This is a genomic window from Opitutus sp. sgz309028 (genome assembly GCF_059821195.1).
The window spans coordinates 1,009,725-1,027,475 of sequence record NZ_JCAMRR010000001.1 but is presented as its reverse complement, the minus strand read 5'-3'; the positions used below and the strand labels follow the sequence as shown (position 1 = coordinate 1,027,475).

Here is a 17,751-nt window from a genome sequence, read left to right as displayed (position 1 = left end):
CGCGGCCGAAAGTCGCGCCATGTCGCGTCATTTCCTCGCGGCGACGCCGCCACCACGGTCCGTCCGCTGCGGTTCCCGAGCATGATTCGCCCCGATATCCTCTGGATCGTGACCACGCAGTGGCGCGGTCAGGCGCTCGGCTGCGCGGGCGACGTCAACGCGCGCACGCCCTTTCTCGACCGCTTCGCGACCGACGCCGTGCGCTTTGCGCAGGCGGTCACGCCGCATCCCTTCGGTCCGTTTGCGCGGGCCGCGCTGCTCACGGGAATCCGTTCACCGGAAAACGGCGTGCGCGATTATTTCGACCCACTACCGGCGGCCGCGCGCACGATCGCGCACGAGGTGAACGAACTCGGCTACACGACGGCGTTTTTTGGGAAATGGCACCTCGCGCCGCGGGATCCGTCCGCGGCGCTGGTGGGCGAGGTGCACGCGCGCACCCTCGTGCCGCCGGAACGTCGGGGCGGATTCGCGTTTTGGGAAGGCTTCGAGAGCGGATTTCTCCTCAACGATCCCTGGCTGCACGGCACGCGGATGGCGGAGCCGAATCCGTTTCGCGGATACCAGAGCGATGTCGTGAGCGAGCGGGCCGCGGCGTGGTTGCACGATCAGACGGGACCGTGGTTTGCGGTCGTGAGTCTCGAGCCGCCGCATCCGCCCTATGCCGCGCCGGCGGCGGGCGTCGCACCCTGCTCGCCGGACGAACTGCTGCTCCCGGCGAATGTGCCGCGCGGCGGTGAGATCGAAGCCCGAGCCCGCCGGGAGCTGGCGGGCTACTATGCCCACATCGAGGCGACGGATCGTGTGATCGGGCGTTTGATCGCGCAGCTCGACGCCGCGGCGGAGGGAAGCGGACGCGCGGCGCCGATCGTGGTTTTCACCAGCGTGCACGGCGACATGCACGGAGCGCATGGGCTGTTTCGCAAAGGCTGGCCGCATGAGGAATCCGTGCGCGTGCCGCTGCTGGTGCGCGCGCGAGGACAGAAAGAGTTTGCGGCGGGCGTCACGGATTCGGCGTTGGTGACGTTGCTCGATGTTCACCGTTGGACGCTTGCGTGGGCGCGAGGCGGGTGTCGCGGCGAAGGGCGCGTGGCGGAAGCGCAGACGATTTCGATGCCAAGCGTCGTAGCCTTGCCGCAGCAATGCGATCGCCCCTGGCGCGCGGTGCGAACGGCGACGCGAAAACTGGTGGTCAACGATGACGGCTCGCCCTGGTGGTTGTTCGATCTGGAGCGCGATCCGCTCGAACAGAAAAATCTTGTGGACGATCCGGCGTGGCGCGGCGAGTTGAGCCGGCTCGCGGCGGCGGGCGGGCTCAGCCGATGACCGTGGGCGTTTCTGTCTTGGCGAAGAGCCGGCGGATGGCGGCTTCGATCTCGTGGAGTTTCACCGGCTTCGAAATGTAGTCGTCCATGCCGGCCTCTATGCAACGTTCGCGGTCGCCCTGCATGGCGTTGGCGGTGAGCGCGACGATCTTCGGCTGCCGGTCGGCAGGAAGTCGGTGGCGGATCTGACGGCTGGCCTCGAGGCCGTCCATCTCCGGCATTTGCAGATCCATCAACACGAGGTGGTAGCGGCGGGATTGCAGTGTGGTGAGGGCCTCGAGCCCGTTGCTGACCGCCTCGGCTCGATAACCGAGACGATCCAGGAAACGCAACGCGACCTTCTGGTTGACGGCGTTGTCCTCGGCCAGCAGCACATCGAGCGGAAACTCTTCGGCGAGGCGTCGCGAGAAGCCGCTGGCGGTGTGGCGGGTGGCGAGCGTGGTCGCGGCGGGATTGAAGAGGAACGAAATGGAGTGGAGGAAGGACGCCGTTTTGAACGGCTTGAACACGCTGGTGTAGGGCTGGAGATCGGTCGGCGCGGCGGGCGCCGTCTGTCCGAAGGGCAGCATGAGCAACCGGGGCGCCTTGATCGGCAGCAGCAGTTCGAGCGGCGATGTGCCCTCCGTCTCGTCGCCGTCGACGATCAGGAGCCGCGGCGGTGCTGGGAGATCGTGCGCGAGCGACAAGGCGGTCGCGGCGTTGGGGGCGAACAGGCAGCGAGCCCCGAGCGGTTCAAGCAGGGTGCGCAGGCGTTGCTGGGTGGTCGGATGATCCTCGACGCAGAGCACGACGGCGTCGTTGAGCTGGGCGAGGCCGGCCGGCCGTGTCGGCTCGGCCTTGATGGCCGCGGCCTCGGTGGCGATCGTGAAGATAAACGACGACCCTTGGCCGACCGTGCTCTCGACCCGGATGTTTCCGCCCATGAGGTTGCTGAGCCGCTGGGAAATCGCGAGGCCGAGACCGGTGCCGCCGTATTTGCGCGTGGTGGACGAATCGACCTGGCTGAAGGCCTTGAACAAACGATCGAGGCGATCGCGCGGGATGCCGATGCCGGTGTCGCGCACGCGGAACTCGAGCTGAAGCCGTCCGGGAATGATGGGTGAGTTGCCCAGTCGCCGCACCTCGATCGCGACGCTGCCGTGCGGCGTGAACTTCACGGCGTTGTTGACCAGGTTGACGACGACCTGCCGCAGGCGCGTGACGTCGCCCATGATCCAAGCCGGCACATCGGGCGCGAGGTGATAAACGATTTCGAGCTTCTTGGCGGACGCTTGCAGGGCAAAGAGGTCGAGCGCCTCCTCGAGACAGACCGCGAGTTCGAAGGGCATGTGCTCGAGCTCGAGCTTGCCGGACTCGATTTTGGAGAAATCGAGAATGTCGTTGATGATCGTGAGCAGGGCCTCGCCGGAGGTGCGGATCGTGTTCACGAAATCGCGCTGCTCGGCATTGAGCGGCGTTTCCATGAGCAGGCTGGTCATGCCGATGACGCCGTTCATCGGGGTGCGGATCTCGTGGGACATCGACGCGAGGAACTCGCTCTTCGCGCGGGAGGCATCGTCGGCCTCGGCCTTGGCGCGGCGGAGCGTTTGCTCGGTTTCCACGCGCGCGGTGATGTCGGTCTCGATGGCGATGAAGTTCTGCAGCTGGCCGGTTTCGTTGCGGATCGGCTGGATTTCGAGACGCAGGTGATATTTGCGGCCGGACTTGGAGTAGTTCACCACGTCGGTCGAGAGTCCCTGGCCCTCCTGCATGGCGAGGCGGATCTGGCGGACGGTGGCGCGATCCGTGTCGGGGCCGTTCATGAAGTCGGCGGGGGTTTTGCCGACGACCTCCTCGAGGGAATACTCCATCACGCGGGTGAAGCTCTCGTTGACCCATTCGATCGTGCCGGCGGGCGAGGCGATGAGCACGGGATTGTCGGTCTTGGAAGCGACGAGCGAAAGCTTGCGGGTCTCGGCCTGGCTTTCGCGCAGCGCCTGCTCGGCCTCGCGGCGGGCGGTGATGTCCTGGACGGTGCCGATGATGCGGGTGGGGCGGCCGTTGTTGCTGGCGGCGACGGTTTTCGAACGCGTGTAGACCCAGCGCCATTCGCCGCCGCGGGCGCGCACGCGGTATTCCGGTTCGATGAACGACGCGATTCCGCCGAGCTGGGACTCGACCCGGCGCCGATAGAGCGGGAGGTCGTCAGGATGGATGAGGTTTTGCCAGGCTTCGACGCTCGCGGGCATGCGGCCGTGGTCGTAGCCGAGCATCGCCCAGAGTCCGGGACTGTAGTAGACGTGGCCGGCGCCGACATTCCATTCGAAGATGCCGATCTGCGTAGAATCCAGCGCGAGACGGAGCCGTTCGTCGGAGATTTTCAGGCGCGCTTCGACGCGGCGGCGTTCTTCGTTTTCGGCATGGAGCTTGCGGTTCGAGAGTTCGGCGGCGCGCTGGCCGGCCCGCGCGCTGCGGGCCAGATGCACGCTCAGGCCGAGCAGCAGCGTGATTCCAAACCCCGCTGCGAGGGCGAGCTCCGGTAGGAAAAGACGTTCCGATTCGAGCGCGGCCTTTGATGGCGTGAGCATGAGCCGCACGCGCCGGTCGAGCAGCGGATAGGTTTTTTCGAGCGAGAGCTCGCTGTTCTGAATCTCGTCGACGCCCGGCAGCGAATCGTAAACCAGTTCGTTGCCGACCCGGATGCGGATGCGGTAATCGCTGGCGAGCTTCCCCGCCACGAGGCGTTGAAACGAGCTCTGATACGGAAACTCGCCGGCGACATAACCCATGATCTGTTTGTCGCGGCTGATGGGCGCGTAGATGGCGACGCCCTTTCCCCGACCGCCGATCGCGATCGTCGCGGAAATCACCGGACCCCCGCTGATGCGCGCGGCCTCGATCGCGATCCGGCGGGCGCGCCGGTCATCGACCTCGGGCGCGCCGGAGGGCACGAGATTCGCCTGCGGATCGGAAAGGTCGACGTCCGCCCCGTGGTCGAAGTTCATGGCCCCTTCGTTGCCCTCGCCGGGATACACCCAGATCGTGCGAAAGCCGGGATTCACGACGGCGATGGCGGCACACTCGAGCGACTCGGACGTTTCGCGCGGCTGCTCCAGGTGTTCGCGAGCGTCGGCTTCCCACACCACTTTGGCATTCGGGGCGGATTCGCTCCATTTGCGGGCAAGACGTTCGATGGCGGAGGCCTGCCGATCGTAGGCGAACTTGATCGTGTTCGCGAGCGTATCCATCGACGTCTGGGTCTTGGCGCCCAGATAGGCGACCTCGCGCTCGCGCAAGCCGATGAAAAGAATGATCGTGAGCGTGAGACATCCGACGACCGCGGGCATCGGCGACCAAGAGGGCGGTCCACCTTCCGCTTTCATCGTTTCCCGCCACGCCAGAATGAGCAGGCCGAGGCCGACCAGCAGGAGCGCGATGGCGCTGAGCGGAGAGGTCGCGGTGTTCGTTCCCCAGCGATACACCGCCGGCAGTCCTACCAAGTAGCCGAGCAGCGTGGTCAGTCCCGCCGATGCGACCATGGAGCTGACGGCGGCTTCGGCGAAAAGCCGCACCCGCGGCGCACGCGAATACCCCCGCCAAGCCAGCACCAGCGAAGCCAGCAGGATCGACGCGGCCGACATCGCCGACATCCGTCCCGGATGCGCTGTTTCGGTGAGCAGATGGTCCGTGACCAGCAACTCGTCGATGTGCAGTTGCAGGTCGAACACGCTCTCGAGCAGCGAAGCGAACGCGATCGTCGCCGGCACCAGCGAGAGCCAGATGACCGGTCGACGGCCCAGCTCGAGTGCCAGCAGGATCCCGCCGAGCACCAAGGCGCACAGGGCGTCGTTGGCTTTGATGGCCGCGCCCGTGCTGAACGGCTGGATCAGACCGTCGAGACGCAACCACCAACCCGCCAAAGCCGACGCTCCCAAACCGCACAGCGCGGTGGCCAAGACAATGGACGCACGCTCCAGCCAGGACCTTCGTGGCAATGTGGGGAGGTAGGCCATTGAGGATTTCCCCCTAGCTAAGCGAGCGGCACGCGCCGATCAATTCGTTTTCACGCCGCTCTCCTGCGGTGGCGGCGGTGTGGGAACGGGGCCGTCGGGCGCCGTGGGCGCTGGAACGGGAGTCGTGCTCGGTTCGCCCAACGAACGCAGTAAATTGGTCGGTCCGATTACAAACGCCCACCGCGGATCGTCGAGGGCGCCGGTGAGTTTCACCTCCAGCATCGTGGAGAGTGGCGTGAGCACGGCTCCGACCACGTTCTGCAGCAGCGATTTGCTTTCCTGAAACGGATACACGCGCGCATTGAAATCGAGCTGCCGCCGGTCGAGCGAGTAGTCGCCATGCGCTTGGATGGCCGAATTCGCGCCCGTGACGCTCACGGCCGGGAACGCCACTTTCGGGCCGTCCAGTTGAAACTCGCCCCGAGCCGAGGTGAAGCGAAGCGAGGTGAAATCGAGCAGCGCGGACAAAAGCCCGAGCAGCCGCACTTCGCCGAGTTCCGAACCTTCGAGCGTGGCGTGTCCATTCCCGTGGAAACTGTAAGGGTCGGTGGCCTTTCCCGCCGCCGACAGCGCCAGATCGAGCCGGACCTTGCTTTTGCCGGACAGGAATTTGTCGTCCTTGGCAGTGCCTTCGCCGCGACGCGCGGCCAGGTAGTTGCTCACCGTGTGCACGGTCGTCGCCAGATTGGCTCCCTGCAGCACGGCATCGAAACCAAGCCGCCGCTCGTCCTTCTCGCCCCACAATCGTCCCTTCCCGGTGAGCAAGCCTTCCGCGACCACCGCCTCCGCGGCGTCCACGGTCACTTCGCCATCGTGCAGCCTCGCGGAAAACGACAGGTCCTGCGCCGGAAATCCGTAGAGCGAAAACGAACCCGCCGAACGTGCCTCGATGCGCAAGTCATGATGTTCGCCCTCCGGCGCCCCGGGACCGTCCAGCCGGCCCTTCACTCGTAACTGCGGGGGCTGGGCGAAATCGAAGGGCTCGAGCCGGTCGGCGATCTCGGGGCCGAGCAGCTTGGCGCCGTTTTCCAGATCCAGGGTCGACGTGAACGCCACCGTCATCTCGCGCCATTTGTAATCGGGCACTGTGGTCGTGCGGGTGAAGGTCCCGCGGAGTTCACGGGCGCCGCGCACGCCGAAAAGCTCCAGTCCGTCGATGAAGTTCGGCCGGATGAAAAGCAACGAACGCGCATAGTCGAACGACGCGCCCCGGATCGCGGCGCCGCAGTTTTCCACAAAAAGAAAAACGCTGGTTTGGAGCCCCTCATGCCACCGGCCGGAGACATCGACGCTCGCGGTCGGCGGCGCGTCGGGGAAGTCGAAGTTCTCGAAAACGTGCGACCACCAGTCGTGAAACCACCCGGCGATCGCCATCGGCTGCAGGCGGCCGTCGAGCAGGAAGCGGAACTCGTGCGTGGCGATATCCTGCTCGAAGGTGCCGTAGGCGAAGTTCGGGCCCAGCCGCGCCAGCGCGTGCCGCGCGACGAACCGACGACCGTCGAACTCGATCTCGCCGGCGATCGAGTCCATCGCGACGCCGTGCGCATCGATGCGCTCGGCCGCGACGCGGCCCGTCAGGCTTTCAAACTTCCCGCCGGGCAGAAACCGGGCCTCCACGTCGAGGCCGACGGGCGCGCCGAAGTCGACGAACGGCCGCAGATCGCGGCCCACCCGCGCTCCGATCGGCGCGAGCAGGTCCGGTGACAATTTTCCGGATACGCGCACCTGGCCGGAACGGGCGGCGGGATCGCCCGCGGCCGTCGCGGCGAGCGGCTGCCCCAGCAGCAGCGCGCTGAACTCCGCCGCAAAATCTCCCGCGTCGCCGGACTCGAGGGTGGCGAGCGGGAACTCGCCCGTCAGTCCCTCCGCGGCGACGGAACGGGCCGACAAGCGGATTTCGCGTGGCGCGAAGGGACGCGGCCCCGGGGGCAGCGCGAGTCGCGAAAAAGCGGATACATCGAGGACGGCGACCCCGCGCGGCGTGCGGACCTCGGCGGCTTCGAGCGCGACGGGCAGGATCGCGGGGGCGGGGCCGAGGACCGGGACGCGGACCGTGGCGCGCAGGTCGCGCGCGCTGATGGGCTGGCCGGCCACGGGCAGGCTCAGTCGCGGCGTGGCGAGGGTCGCGGCCGCCAGGGCGCCGCGTGTCGGTGACGGGGTCAGCTCGATGTGCACGGCCGGCGCATCCATGTCGGGGAGCCGGGCGGTCGCGGCGACGAGGCGGCGGCAAAAATCGGGAAAGCGTTCCACGAGCTGTTGCAGTCCCGGCAGCGGCGCGGCCTGCGGGCCGCGGGCGCGCGGCGGCAGTTCGAATGCTCCCGCGGCGGTGACGGCGATGCCGGCGACGCGGGTTGTGAGTTGCTCGATCTCGAGCCGGTTGTCGGCGATCCGGGCGAAGACCTCCAGATCGCCCACGATTTCCTGGCTGCGTCCCGACGGCGCGAGCATGGCGGGGATGAAGAGCCGCAGCCCGCTGATCCGCACGCGCTCGGGTTCGAGGCTGCCGACCAGGAGCGACCACGGATCGAGTTCGACGTAAACCGCCCGCGCCGCGAGCACCGGCTCGGCGAACTGCGGGAGGGAAAACGTCACGTTTTCGAGCAGCACGCGACCGACGGGGTCGAAGGTCGCGCGGCCAAAGTGGGGAGAAAGGCCGGCGGCCTGGAGACGCTGCTCGATGGAGCGCAGCGCAAATTTCGGGACGGCGAGCTCGTGCGTAAACGCGATGCCGAGCTGCACGAGCAGGGCGAGGCCCAGCGCGAGCCAGAGGATCCAGCAACCGAGCGACAGGAGGAAATCGCCGCAGAAGCGGATGCCCTGCCAGAGTTGCTTGAGCCGGAGCGGCATGACCGTCAGCAGTCGCCAGGCGTGCGCGCCGGCTCAGCGGGCCGGTTCGGCCGGGCCGGGATCGCGCGGGCCCTCGACGATTTTCCACAACGCATCGAGCAGCGGCTGCTCGATCTCGAAGACGGCGTTGAATTCGTTGGCCGGAGAACCGGCGAGCTGGTGCGCGCCGCCAACCCGCGGCGTGAGGAACAGCGTCGTGGTGCTCGTCTGTTCGCCGGCGCCGCCGGTGAGCATGGTGGTCGCGTCGAGACGGTAGCGCCACGGGCGGTCCTCGCCGGCGACCGTCACGCGGTCCACGAATTGATCGAGGACGAATTCCTTCGCCCGCAGCGTGCGGACGTGCGCGAGCAGCGTGGCGACGGCCGCGGGATCGCTCACCGACGCCGCGGGGGTGCCGTCGGCGGCGATCGCGGTGTCGAGCAGCACGGAGTCGTTGCTCAAATCGACCAGCTTGAGCGCGGTGATCCGCGCGCCGCTGGGCAGCTCGCGCAGAAGTTTTTCGCGCCAGGTGCGCGGGGTGACGGCGGTCTCGCGGAGGATCGAGGGATCGACGCCGTAGATCGAAGCCGAGGCGGCCGGGAGCCGGGCGTAGACGAGAGCGTCGTCCAGCGTGCCGACTCCGAACTGCAGTTGCACCGACGGCTGGCCGGAAAGCGTGAGCGTGACTTCGCGCTCGGGGCGGTTGAAGCCCCACGATTCGAGATCGGCGTCGCGCGGCGCGTCGCTGGGGAACGTTTTCGCTTCGAGCCGCAGCAACTGCTCGAGGAGTCGTGCGACGGCGTTGCGGTCGGCGGGCAGCGTTTGCGGACCCTGGGTGCCGCTGCCGCGCAGGACGATCTGCCACGCGGGCGTGTCGGTCGCAGGCGCGCCGGTTTCGAGGCGCTGTAGCGTGAGCGGCGGCTGGCCGGGCGCGGTCAACGTGATGGCGGTGACGGCGCGCGGATCGAAATCGAGCAGGCGCGTCTCGCGCAGGGACTCCTGCGCCTGATCGAGCGTGCCTTTCAACGCCGCAGGGATGCGCACGGCGAACAGCGCGCTGCGGCCTTCGAGCTGGGCGTAATAGGCGACGCCGGCGGCGGGTGCGGTTTCGCCGGCGGCGAGCGGATCACCGAGCAGCAGCGTTTCACGGCGCTTGTTGCCCTCGAGACTGACGCGCAGGGAAGGCTTGGCGGAGGGCAGCGTCGCGGGTGGATTCTCCGTGACGAAGTCCTCCACGCGCAAGGCGTTGAGTCCGTTGATCGCGAGTTCGGTCTTGGTCTTGCTGGCACGGGCGACGATCGGTGTGTCGAAGGACCAGCGGTTGCCGTCGCGGTGCAGACGGATGCGCAGGCTGGCGGGCGCGGCGGTCTGGAGGTTGAGCGAGCTGGCCTCGAAAACCGGGATGGTGAAGATCGCGGCGGAGTGGAGCTCGTCGAAGGTGAGCGAGAGGCTGCGGGCGAGACTCTGGTTGACGACGTGGATCCGCTGGCCGTCGGAGGAAAGTAAATACAGCCGCACGCCGTCCTTCGTGCTGTCGCCGAGCCGCAGGACGGTGGGCGGACGGTTTTCGGCGCTGGCGACGGCGGGATCGCCGGAGGTGAAGCTCAGGGTGAGCTTCGGTTCGTCGAGGCCGTAGTCGGCGAGCGACTGGCCGTTTTTCGCGAGATCGCGAACGAGGAAGCTGGTCTCGTGTTCGAGGAGCTGGAGTTCGTTGATGATGCGGCTGATGGCGTTGGGTTCGGCCGGCCACTCGAGCGGCTGGGTGATGAACCAGGTGTCGCCGCGTTTTTCGAGCGACAGATTGTGATCGGAGCTGGTGATTTGCAGCGCGCGGATGTCGGACGCCTCCGCGCCCAGTACGCGGCGGCGGGATTCCTTCCAGCTTTCCTCGATGCGCCAGCGGCGTTCGAAACGGAAAATGAAGAAGAACAGCGCGACGTTGAGGAACACGAGGACGAGCGTGACTTTGGTGCGCACAGGAAGTTGAGGGTTGAGTGTTGAGAGTTGAGAGCGGGAGTGCGCGACGGAGGAGAATGGTTTTTACTCTCAACTCTCAGCTCTCAACCAATAACTCGGATCGGGTCAGCTCCTCCTCGTCCAATAGACGAGCAGGCCGAGGAGGCCGGCGGCGGCGGGGAGGGCGAGGAGCAGCGTGTAGCGGAGCCGCGAGAGCTCGCCGGCGCTGAGGGAGAGCTGGAAACGGTCGATCGGCCGCGCGGGAATGTTGAATTGCGAATCCCGGTCGACGGTCCAGTTCACCGCGCCGAGGAAAATGTTCTGGTTCGCGACGTCGGAGATGCGGTTGTTCGCGATCAGATCGCCGGTGCCGAACACGACGAGGCGGCCGCCGCGCACGCTGAACGGGAGATTGCCGCGGACGGACACCCGTTCGGAGGCGATCACGACGCCGAGGCGATCCTTCGGCTCCATGCCCGGGAGCGGACGGATGTCGACGCCGGGCGTGAACTCGTGGGCGGACGGTATCCGATAACTCACTTCACCCCAGGCCGTGGTGGACGTGGCGGCGAGCGTGGTGACCGTGAGACCATTGCCCATCGTGCGACCCGGATCCGGCCGCACGCTGCGCGCGGGCCCGATGCGCGGAAACAGCCGGTAGTCGAGCAGCGTGCGGGTGACCGGATGCGGCGCGAGAAAGCGCAGCAGCAGATCGCCCTCCTCGGTGATGTTCTGTGCCCCGGAGTCGTAGATCATGTCGTCGTCGACGAGCACGCCCCAGTCGAGGAGCAGGTCCTCGAGACCGTGCGGATAGCCCGGCGGCAGCAGGAGGATGAGCCGGCCGGCGTCGGCGGAGAGATACTGGCGGAGGAGCTCCTGCTCGAGCGGCTGGAATTTGCCCTGAGGATAAACCGCCACGAGCAGCGATGCGTCGGCGGGCACGCGGCGCAGGTAGCCGAGGTTGAGCGTATCGACTTCAAAATTACGCTGGCGGAGCATCTCGCGCAGCAGCGAGAGGCCGCGGACCGGGTCGATGTCCTCGGCGCTCAACTCGCCGTGGCCGGCGAGGAAGTAGATCTTTTTCCGTTCGGGACTGGAGACGTCGAGGATCGCGGCGGTGATGGCCTGCTCACCGCGGAAGGCGACCTTGGTGTTGCCGTTTTCGACCTGGTAAATCTCGGCGAGCGTCACGGTGCGGCGTTTGTCGCCGCAGATGAGGATGATGGCGTTGGCCTCGGTGATGCCGAGCTGGTCGGCCTCGCGCCGGCGCTGGTAGACATCGATGAAATCGACCTTGATGCGGCGGTTTTCGTCGTGGTCGCTGGCGTAGGCGTATTCGCGCAGCAGCCCGCGCAAGTCGCGCGAAGCCTGCGCGATCTCGGGATTGTCGGAGTCCTCGGTGAGGGTGACGACGATGTGAACGGGCCGCGGAAGATTCTGGAGATACGCGACCGTCTCGGCGGAGAGCGAGTAGCGCCGTTGCTCCGTGAGGTCGAAGCGCCACGCGTGATTGCGCGCGAGATAATTGAGCCCGCCGAACAGCGTGAGAAACAGCACCGCCTGCAGCACGAGGTTGAGCGTGCGGACCCAGCGGGCGGCGCGAAAGCTGTCGGTGAGGGGCATGCGTTTTAGTTGAGAGTGAAGAGTTGAGAGTTGAGAGCGGGAGCAGGGCTCGCGATGGCGGCGCGTTCAGGTTCGTTTCTCTCAACACTCATCACTCAACCCTCAACTCAGCTATGCAACAGCTTCGCCTCCACGCTGAGGATGCTGAAGATGAGCGAAAGGACCGTGCCGCTGAGGTAAAACAACAGCTGGCGCGTGTCGACGACGCCGCGGGTGAAGTCGTCGCGATGCGCGATGACGCGCATGTAGTCCGCGGCCTCCTTGACCGGCGTGAGCAGATCGCGATCGAACCAGGCGCTGTCCGCGAGGTAGTTGGTGCCGACGATCACGCCGACGAGCATCACGAAACAGAGCACGCCTGCGACGGCCTGGTTGCGCGAGAGCGAACTGGCGAAGATGCCGATGCCGATGAAGAAGAGGCCCGAAACCGCGATGAACACATAGCCGCCGATCAGCGGTCCGAGATCGAGGAAACGCGTTTCGCCGACGAATTTGTGGAGAATATAAAAAAGTCCCACGGTCGCGCCCCAGAAACAAAGATAGAGCAGGTAGGACGCCGCGTATTTGCCGAGCACGACCTCGGTGGTCGTCACCGGCGTCGTGAGCAGCGTCTCGATCGTCCCGAGCCGGCGCTCCTCGGCGAGGCTCTTCATCGTGAGCAGCGGCACCATGAACAGCACCGGAAACCAGAAGAACTGGAAGAACACGATCGCCGGCGAGAGCTCCTGCGGCGCCTTGCTGTATTGCTCGAGGATGCCGGTGAAGATGAAACCCATGAACGCGAGGAACGCCATCGCGACGATGTAAGTGCTCGGGCTGACGAGCAGCATGCGCACCTCGTGGCTGAGAAGGGTCAGAAAATGCTTCATTTTCTTCCGGGTAAGGAGGACAGCGGCGGCGCAGTGACATCCCAGCTGCGGCGCGTCGCCGCGAGGAACACGTCTTCGAGTGAGGAATGCGTGCGGCTGAGACTGCGCAAACGGTAAGGTGGCGAGGTGAGCGCGCGGACAAGCGGTTCGCCGAGTTCCTCCTCGCAATCGCTCGCGAGCGTGAGACGCCGGAAACCCTGCGCGTCCGGCTCGCTTTCGGCGGTGATGCGCAAGGTCGGTTCGACGGTCGCGAGCAGCGCGGGCAGCTCCGCGGCGTCGCCGGCGATCTCGAGCTCATAGCTGGAATGCCCGAGAATCTCGCGGCGCAGATCGGCGGGCGTGCCTTGCGCGACGACGCGGCCCTGGTTGATGATGAGCACGCGGTCGCAGGTCATCTCGATCTCGGGGAGGATGTGCGAGGAGATGATCACCGTCATGCGGCCGCGGAGGCTCGCGATGAGATCGCGCACGATGAGAATCTGATGCGGATCGAGCCCGATCGTGGGCTCGTCCATGATGATCACGGGCGGTTCGGCGAGGATGGCTTCGGCGATGCCGACGCGCTGGCGGAAGCCTTTCGAAAGTTTGCCGATGATCTTGTGGCGAACGCGTTTCAGGTCGCAGACCTCGAGCACCTCGTCGATGCGCGGACCGAGCTTTCGCCGTGAAACCTCCTTCAGCCGGCCGCGGAAATACAGGTATTCCGAAACGCGCATGTCCTCCGGCAGCGGATTGTTTTCCGGCATGTAGCCGATGTGACGTTTGACCTCGGCGGGATTGGACGCGACCGGCACGCCGCAGACCGTGACGCTGCCGGAGGTGGCGGGCAGGTAGCCGGTGAGAATGCGCATCGTGGTGGACTTGCCGGCGCCGTTGGGGCCGAGGAAGCCCAGGATCTCGCCACGCGCCACGCTGAACGTGATGTCGCTGACCGCGGCCACGCCGGCGTAGGTCTTGACCAGATGGGAAACTTCGATGGCGGGCGTGTCGGACATCAAACGGGTGCGCGCTCAGGCGGCGGATTTTTCGATGGTGACGTCGCCGGCGTGGAATCGTTGCAGGCGGCCGTTCTCGGCGCGGATCAGCAGCGAACCCTCGTCGTCGATCCCCATGGCGGTGCCGACAATGCGGCGCTCGCCCTGGAGCAGCGCGATCGGCTGGCCGCGCAGGACGTCGTATTTCTGCCACAGCGCCGCGAAGGTCTGCGTGTGCTCGCCGTCGACGAAGCGTTCGTAGGCGAGCAGGACGCGGCCGATCAGCGCGGCGGTGAAGCGGTTGAGGTCGAGCGGTGCGTCCGCCTGTTCCGCGAGCGAGACGGCGCGGCGGGAGAGGTCGGAGGGCCAGCCACCGGCCGGACCGTTGACGTTGAGGCCGAGACCGAAGACGAGATCGCGGATCTGGTCGGAATCGATGCGCGCCTCCGTGAGCATCCCGCCGGCCTTGCGACCGTTGAAGAGGATGTCGTTGGGCCATTTCAAGGCAGGCGCGAGACGGCTGAAGTTCGCGATCAGCTCGCAGATGTTGACGCCCATCCACAGGGTGAAGATCGCCATCCGCGCGGGCGGAACGTGCGGACGAAAGGCGAAGCTCGCGTAGAGATTGCCGTTGGCCTCGCTGTGCCAGACGCGACCGAGCCGGCCGCGACCGCGGGTTTGTTTGCGCGAGAGCACGACGAAGGGCGCGTGGCGTCCGGCGGCCAGCTGGCGCGCGGCTTCGTCATTCGTGCTGTCGACTTCGTCGAGCAGCACGATCGGCAACTCGCGGCGGCGACCCTTCAAATACGCCTGGATGAGCGTGAGATGCAGGCCGGCGGGACGGCTCGCAATCCGGTAGCCGCGCGAGCGGGCGGCTTCGAAGGTGAAGCCCTGAGCGCGCAGCTTTTCCATGTGCAGCCAGACCGAGACGCGCGTCATCCCCAGCTTGGCGGCGAGCGCGGTTCCGGACATGAAACCGGGTTCGCGGGCCAGAAGTTCCCGGAGAATGACGAGTTCGGTATTGGGCATGAAGGCGGCGCAGCGCTTGAAACTACAAAGGAGCGCCGCATGGTGGGGCAAATGTCATTTGCAGAATTCGCAGCGTCCGTGACGGGTGACGCGCAGCCGCCGGCCAACGTGAGCGGTGCGCTCGCCGCGCTGTGGCACGATGCGCGCGGCGACTGGCCTCGGGCGCACACGCTCGCGCAGGAGGATCGGAGCGAAAGCGGGGCCTGGGTGCATGCGTATCTCCATCGCAAAGAGGGCGATCTTTCAAATGCCTCCTATTGGTATGAACATGCGCGCCGCTCGCGACCGGCCGACGATGTCACGCTCGAGATGGAGTGGCAGCAAATCGTGCGCGAACTGCTGGGCGATACCGCCCGCTGAACGACGGCCGCGGCGCAAACAGCGGCGACCGCTCAGCGATTGCGATTCACCGTGCTCGCGTCGAAGCCGAAGTCGCGGGAACGCATGAAGGTCTCGTTGCTCGCGCGGCGGATGTAGGCGCCGTCCTCCGGATCGCTCTTCTCGACGGTGCGGGCGTTGTCCTCGAGTTCGGACATGTTGTTCAGGCGTTCGTCCTCGGCATACATCGCCATCGCGTGCTGCGTGGGCGACGCGGTGAGGAATGGAACGTAAACCGAATTCAGCAGGCGGTAGGTCGGCGTGAGGTAGCGATGGCGGGCGAGCTCGCCCAAACCTTTGTTCGTGTAGATGTCGCGCTCGCGAAACACCGGCGGCTTCTTTTCGCGCACGGTGTAGTTGGGCAGGCGGATGATGCCGTTGCGGGGCTTGTCGACCTCGCGCAGGTCGACGGCCTCGTCCTGCGGTTTCGGTTTCGGCGGCGGATTGTATTTCGGCATCCCGGCGGCGAGCGTCGCCGCGAGATTGCCAGAGATGGGACGCTCGCGCTTCGGGGCGGGGGGAGCCTGGTCTTCCGCCTTCGGCACGGCGACGGGCGCCGTCTCCGTGGAAGTATCCGCCAAAGCAGGACTTACCAGCCCGACGGCAAGAGCGAGCAAAAGAAGAAGGCGGAGGCGGCGGTTCATGGCGGATATGTCAATGTGACAGCCAGCCGGTTCCGTGCAACTCCCGGGGCGGGTTGACGGCCTCTCCCGTGCATCAGCCGCGCACCTGGCCGGTGCCGGTCACGAGCCACTTGTAACTGCAAAGTTCGCGTAACCCCATCGGACCGCGCGCGTGCAGGCGGTCGGTGCTGATGCCGATTTCCGCGCCGAGACCAAACTCAAAGCCGTCGTTGAAACGCGTGCTGGCGTTCCACATCACGGCGGCGCTGTCGATGCTGGCAAGAAAGCGGCGCGCGGCGGCTTCGTCGGATGTCACGATCGCCTCGCTGTGACCGGAGCTGTCGCGGTTGATCGTGGCGATGGCGTCGTCGAGCGAGTCGATGACCCTCACCGCGAGGATGTAATCGAGAAACTCGCTCGTGTAATCGGCTGCGCGGGCGGCGACGTGCGGCAGCTGTGCGCGCGAGAGAATCGCGGCGCTGGCAGCATCGCAGCGGAGCTCGAGGGCGGCTTGAGCGAAGGAGGCTGAGGATGACGCGGCGCCGGCCGTTTTGGCGGTGACCGCGGCGGTGAGCGCGCGCGCCGCGGCGGGAAGAAATTTCTCCGCGACGTCGCGGTGCACGAGCAGCTGTTCGGCGGCGTTGCAGACGCCGGGGCGCGAGGTCTTGGCGTTGACGAGGATTTTTTCGGCCATCGCGAGATCGGCCGCGCGATCGACGTAGACGAAGCACACGCCCTTGAAATGCTTGATCACGGGGATCGTGCTGTTCTCCGCGACGAAGCGGATGAGGCTTTCGCCGCCGCGCGGGATGATGCAGTGCACGAGCGTGTCGAGCTTGAGCAGCGTGGTGAGCGCGGCGCGATCGGTCGTGGGAATCAGTTGCACGGCATCGGCGGGCAGGTTCGCCGCGCGCAGCGCCTGCGCGAGGAGTTCGGCGAGCGCGGTGTTGGTGTAAAAGCATTCCTTGCCGCCGCGCAGGATCGCGGCGTTGCCGCTTTTCAGGCAGAGGACGGCGCAGTCGATGGTGACGTTGGGCCGGGCTTCGTAGACGATGCCGATGACCCCGATCGGCACGCGCACGCGGCGCAGCACGAGGCCGTTGGGCCGGGTGGTTTCATCCAAGAGTTCGCCGACAGGATCGGGCAACGCGGCGACTTCGCGGACGCTGTCCGCGAGATGCGCGAGGCGCGCGGGCGTGAGCGTGAGCCGATCGATCTGGGCGGCCGCGAGTTGATTCTCCTTTGCCGCCGCGACGTCGCGCTGATTGGCCGCGAGCAGGGCGTCGGTCGATTGCGTGAGCAAGTCTGCGAGTTTCAGCAACGCCGCATTCTTCGTTTCGGTCGGCGCGGTCGCGAGCGTGAGGGACGCAGCGCGGGCGCGTTGGGCGATCGAGGTGACGAGTTGGGCGAGATCGGCGGACATGGTGAGAAGGCGAAGAAACCAGCCTACTCACGAAAGACACGAAAGAAAATCGCTCCCCCCGGGCACGAAAAAGGCGGGTCGAACGACCCGCCGGGGCACGCTGCGAATCTGGGGCGATTAGCGTTTGCGGGTCTTGGCGGCGGCCTGCTCGGCGAGCTGCGCCTGGACGGCCTGCAATTTCGCGTTGGCGTCGGCCAGCTGGGCTTTCATCGCCTCCGCCTGCTGCTGCATCTGGTTCGCGTTGGCCTTTGCGTCGTCCAGTTCGCGGCGCAGCTGCGCGGCCTGCGTCTGGGCCTGGGTCACCTCCGCTTGGTAGCGTTCCGACGCCGCGGTGGCCTCTTCGAAGTCCTTCTGCAGTTTCGTGCTGCCGCCTTGGGCTTCTTCGAGCTGTTGGCGAATTTGGGCGGCGGAGGTCTTGGCCTCGCTGAGCTGCGTCTCGAATTGCGAAGAACCCACCTTCGTCTCCTCGAGCTGCTTTTGCAGATTGGCGGAACTCGTCTTGGCCTCTTCGAGCTGAGTCTGGAGCTTGGCGGACTGATCGCGCGCGGCCTGCAGTTGCGTTTCGGTTTCTCCCAGCCGGGTGCGCGACGTGCCCGCTTGATTGTAGAAGGCGATCGCAGCGATCACGGCGGCGATCGCCAGGATGCCGAGCACGATGACGCCGATGGCGCCACGGGTTTTTCGGGGGGTAAATGGCTGATTCATACGCGGCAACTTACACCCGAACCGGGTC

12 protein-coding genes are annotated in these 17,751 nt (G+C 66.3%); 2 read left to right on the top strand and 10 right to left on the bottom strand.

From position 1 onward, the window contains the following. Nucleotides 1-81 precede the first annotated feature (81 nt). Entirely contained in the window at nt 82-1,326 is a 1,245-nt protein-coding gene (locus tag AC6RV7_RS03820) for a sulfatase-like hydrolase/transferase (protein WP_500092579.1), read from the top strand. Here AC6RV7_RS03820 and AC6RV7_RS03815 read toward each other — a convergent pair. The 7 genes from AC6RV7_RS03815 to AC6RV7_RS03785 form a co-directional block, all read right to left on the bottom strand. Beyond that, on the bottom strand, nt 1,316-5,260 hold the full coding sequence (locus tag AC6RV7_RS03815) for a response regulator (RefSeq protein WP_500092578.1): 3,945 nt from the start codon (nt 5,258-5,260) through the stop codon (nt 1,316-1,318). The genes AC6RV7_RS03820 and AC6RV7_RS03815 overlap by 11 nt on opposite strands. Before the next feature lie 96 nt (nt 5,261-5,356). Beyond that, nucleotides 5,357-8,164, bottom strand: coding sequence for a hypothetical protein (locus AC6RV7_RS03810; protein ID WP_500092577.1), 2,808 nt, complete (start codon nt 8,162-8,164; stop codon nt 5,357-5,359). A 33-nt stretch (nt 8,165-8,197) separates the two neighbouring features. After that, nucleotides 8,198-10,120 (bottom strand): DUF4340 domain-containing protein, encoded by a 1,923-nt coding sequence (locus tag AC6RV7_RS03805; RefSeq protein ID WP_500092576.1) that lies wholly within the window; start codon nt 10,118-10,120, stop codon nt 8,198-8,200. A gap of 105 nt (nt 10,121-10,225) precedes the next feature. After that, nucleotides 10,226-11,722 (bottom strand): GldG family protein, encoded by a 1,497-nt coding sequence (locus AC6RV7_RS03800; protein WP_500092575.1) that lies wholly within the window; start codon nt 11,720-11,722, stop codon nt 10,226-10,228. 107 nt (nt 11,723-11,829) lie between these two features. Further along, complete coding sequence (locus AC6RV7_RS03795; protein ID WP_500092574.1) at nt 11,830-12,591, bottom strand: ABC transporter permease; 762 nt, start codon at nt 12,589-12,591, stop codon at nt 11,830-11,832. After that, a complete protein-coding gene (locus AC6RV7_RS03790) occupies nt 12,588-13,586 on the bottom strand; it encodes an ABC transporter ATP-binding protein (RefSeq protein ID WP_500092573.1) in 999 nt (332 codons plus the stop codon). The genes AC6RV7_RS03795 and AC6RV7_RS03790 overlap by 4 nt, the downstream gene beginning before the upstream one ends. A gap of 15 nt (nt 13,587-13,601) precedes the next feature. Next, on the bottom strand, nt 13,602-14,594 hold the full coding sequence (locus AC6RV7_RS03785; RefSeq protein ID WP_500092572.1) for a biotin--[acetyl-CoA-carboxylase] ligase: 993 nt from the start codon (nt 14,592-14,594) through the stop codon (nt 13,602-13,604). Between the two features lie 51 nt (nt 14,595-14,645). Here AC6RV7_RS03785 and AC6RV7_RS03780 point away from each other — a divergent pair, with 51 nt between their 5' ends. Next, the gene (locus tag AC6RV7_RS03780; RefSeq protein WP_500092571.1) at nt 14,646-14,954 is read left to right on the top strand and encodes a hypothetical protein; all 309 of its coding nucleotides are present in this window, start codon (nt 14,646-14,648) and stop codon (nt 14,952-14,954) included. Between the two features lie 32 nt (nt 14,955-14,986). On the opposite strand, the gene AC6RV7_RS03775 is transcribed toward AC6RV7_RS03780, so the two are convergent. The 3 genes from AC6RV7_RS03775 to AC6RV7_RS03765 all read right to left on the bottom strand — a co-directional run bounded on the left by AC6RV7_RS03775 (nt 14,987) and on the right by AC6RV7_RS03765 (nt 17,723). After that, nucleotides 14,987-15,616 (bottom strand): hypothetical protein, encoded by a 630-nt coding sequence (locus AC6RV7_RS03775; RefSeq protein ID WP_500092570.1) that lies wholly within the window; start codon nt 15,614-15,616, stop codon nt 14,987-14,989. A 73-nt stretch (nt 15,617-15,689) separates the two neighbouring features. After that, nucleotides 15,690-17,018 carry a glutamate-5-semialdehyde dehydrogenase gene (locus AC6RV7_RS03770; RefSeq protein ID WP_500092569.1) on the bottom strand — a complete coding sequence of 443 codons (1,329 nt, stop codon included), beginning with the start codon at nt 17,016-17,018 and terminating at the stop codon, nt 15,690-15,692. Nucleotides 17,019-17,135: 117 nt separating this feature from the next. Then, the gene (locus tag AC6RV7_RS03765; protein WP_500092568.1) at nt 17,136-17,723 is read right to left on the bottom strand and encodes a hypothetical protein; all 588 of its coding nucleotides are present in this window, start codon (nt 17,721-17,723) and stop codon (nt 17,136-17,138) included. Nucleotides 17,724-17,751 lie beyond the last annotated feature (28 nt).

Excerpts from the sequence above, each read along its gene's own strand:
- AC6RV7_RS03765 (WP_500092568.1), bottom strand. The coding sequence starts at position 17,723 with ATGAATCAGCCATTTACCCCCCGAAAAACCCGTGGCGCCATCGGCGTC.
- AC6RV7_RS03785 (WP_500092572.1), bottom strand. The coding sequence starts at position 14,594 with ATGCCCAATACCGAACTCGTCATTCTCCGGGAACTTCTGGCCCGCGAA.
- AC6RV7_RS03810 (WP_500092577.1), bottom strand. The coding sequence starts at position 8,164 with ATGCCGCTCCGGCTCAAGCAACTCTGGCAGGGCATCCGCTTCTGCGGC.
- AC6RV7_RS03790 (WP_500092573.1), bottom strand. The coding sequence starts at position 13,586 with ATGTCCGACACGCCCGCCATCGAAGTTTCCCATCTGGTCAAGACCTAC.
- AC6RV7_RS03770 (WP_500092569.1), bottom strand. The coding sequence starts at position 17,018 with ATGTCCGCCGATCTCGCCCAACTCGTCACCTCGATCGCCCAACGCGCC.
- AC6RV7_RS03775 (WP_500092570.1), bottom strand. The coding sequence starts at position 15,616 with ATGAACCGCCGCCTCCGCCTTCTTCTTTTGCTCGCTCTTGCCGTCGGG.
- AC6RV7_RS03820 (WP_500092579.1), top strand. The coding sequence starts at position 82 with ATGATTCGCCCCGATATCCTCTGGATCGTGACCACGCAGTGGCGCGGT.
- AC6RV7_RS03795 (WP_500092574.1), bottom strand. The coding sequence starts at position 12,591 with ATGAAGCATTTTCTGACCCTTCTCAGCCACGAGGTGCGCATGCTGCTC.
- AC6RV7_RS03780 (WP_500092571.1), top strand. The coding sequence starts at position 14,646 with ATGTCATTTGCAGAATTCGCAGCGTCCGTGACGGGTGACGCGCAGCCG.
- AC6RV7_RS03800 (WP_500092575.1), bottom strand. The coding sequence starts at position 11,722 with ATGCCCCTCACCGACAGCTTTCGCGCCGCCCGCTGGGTCCGCACGCTC.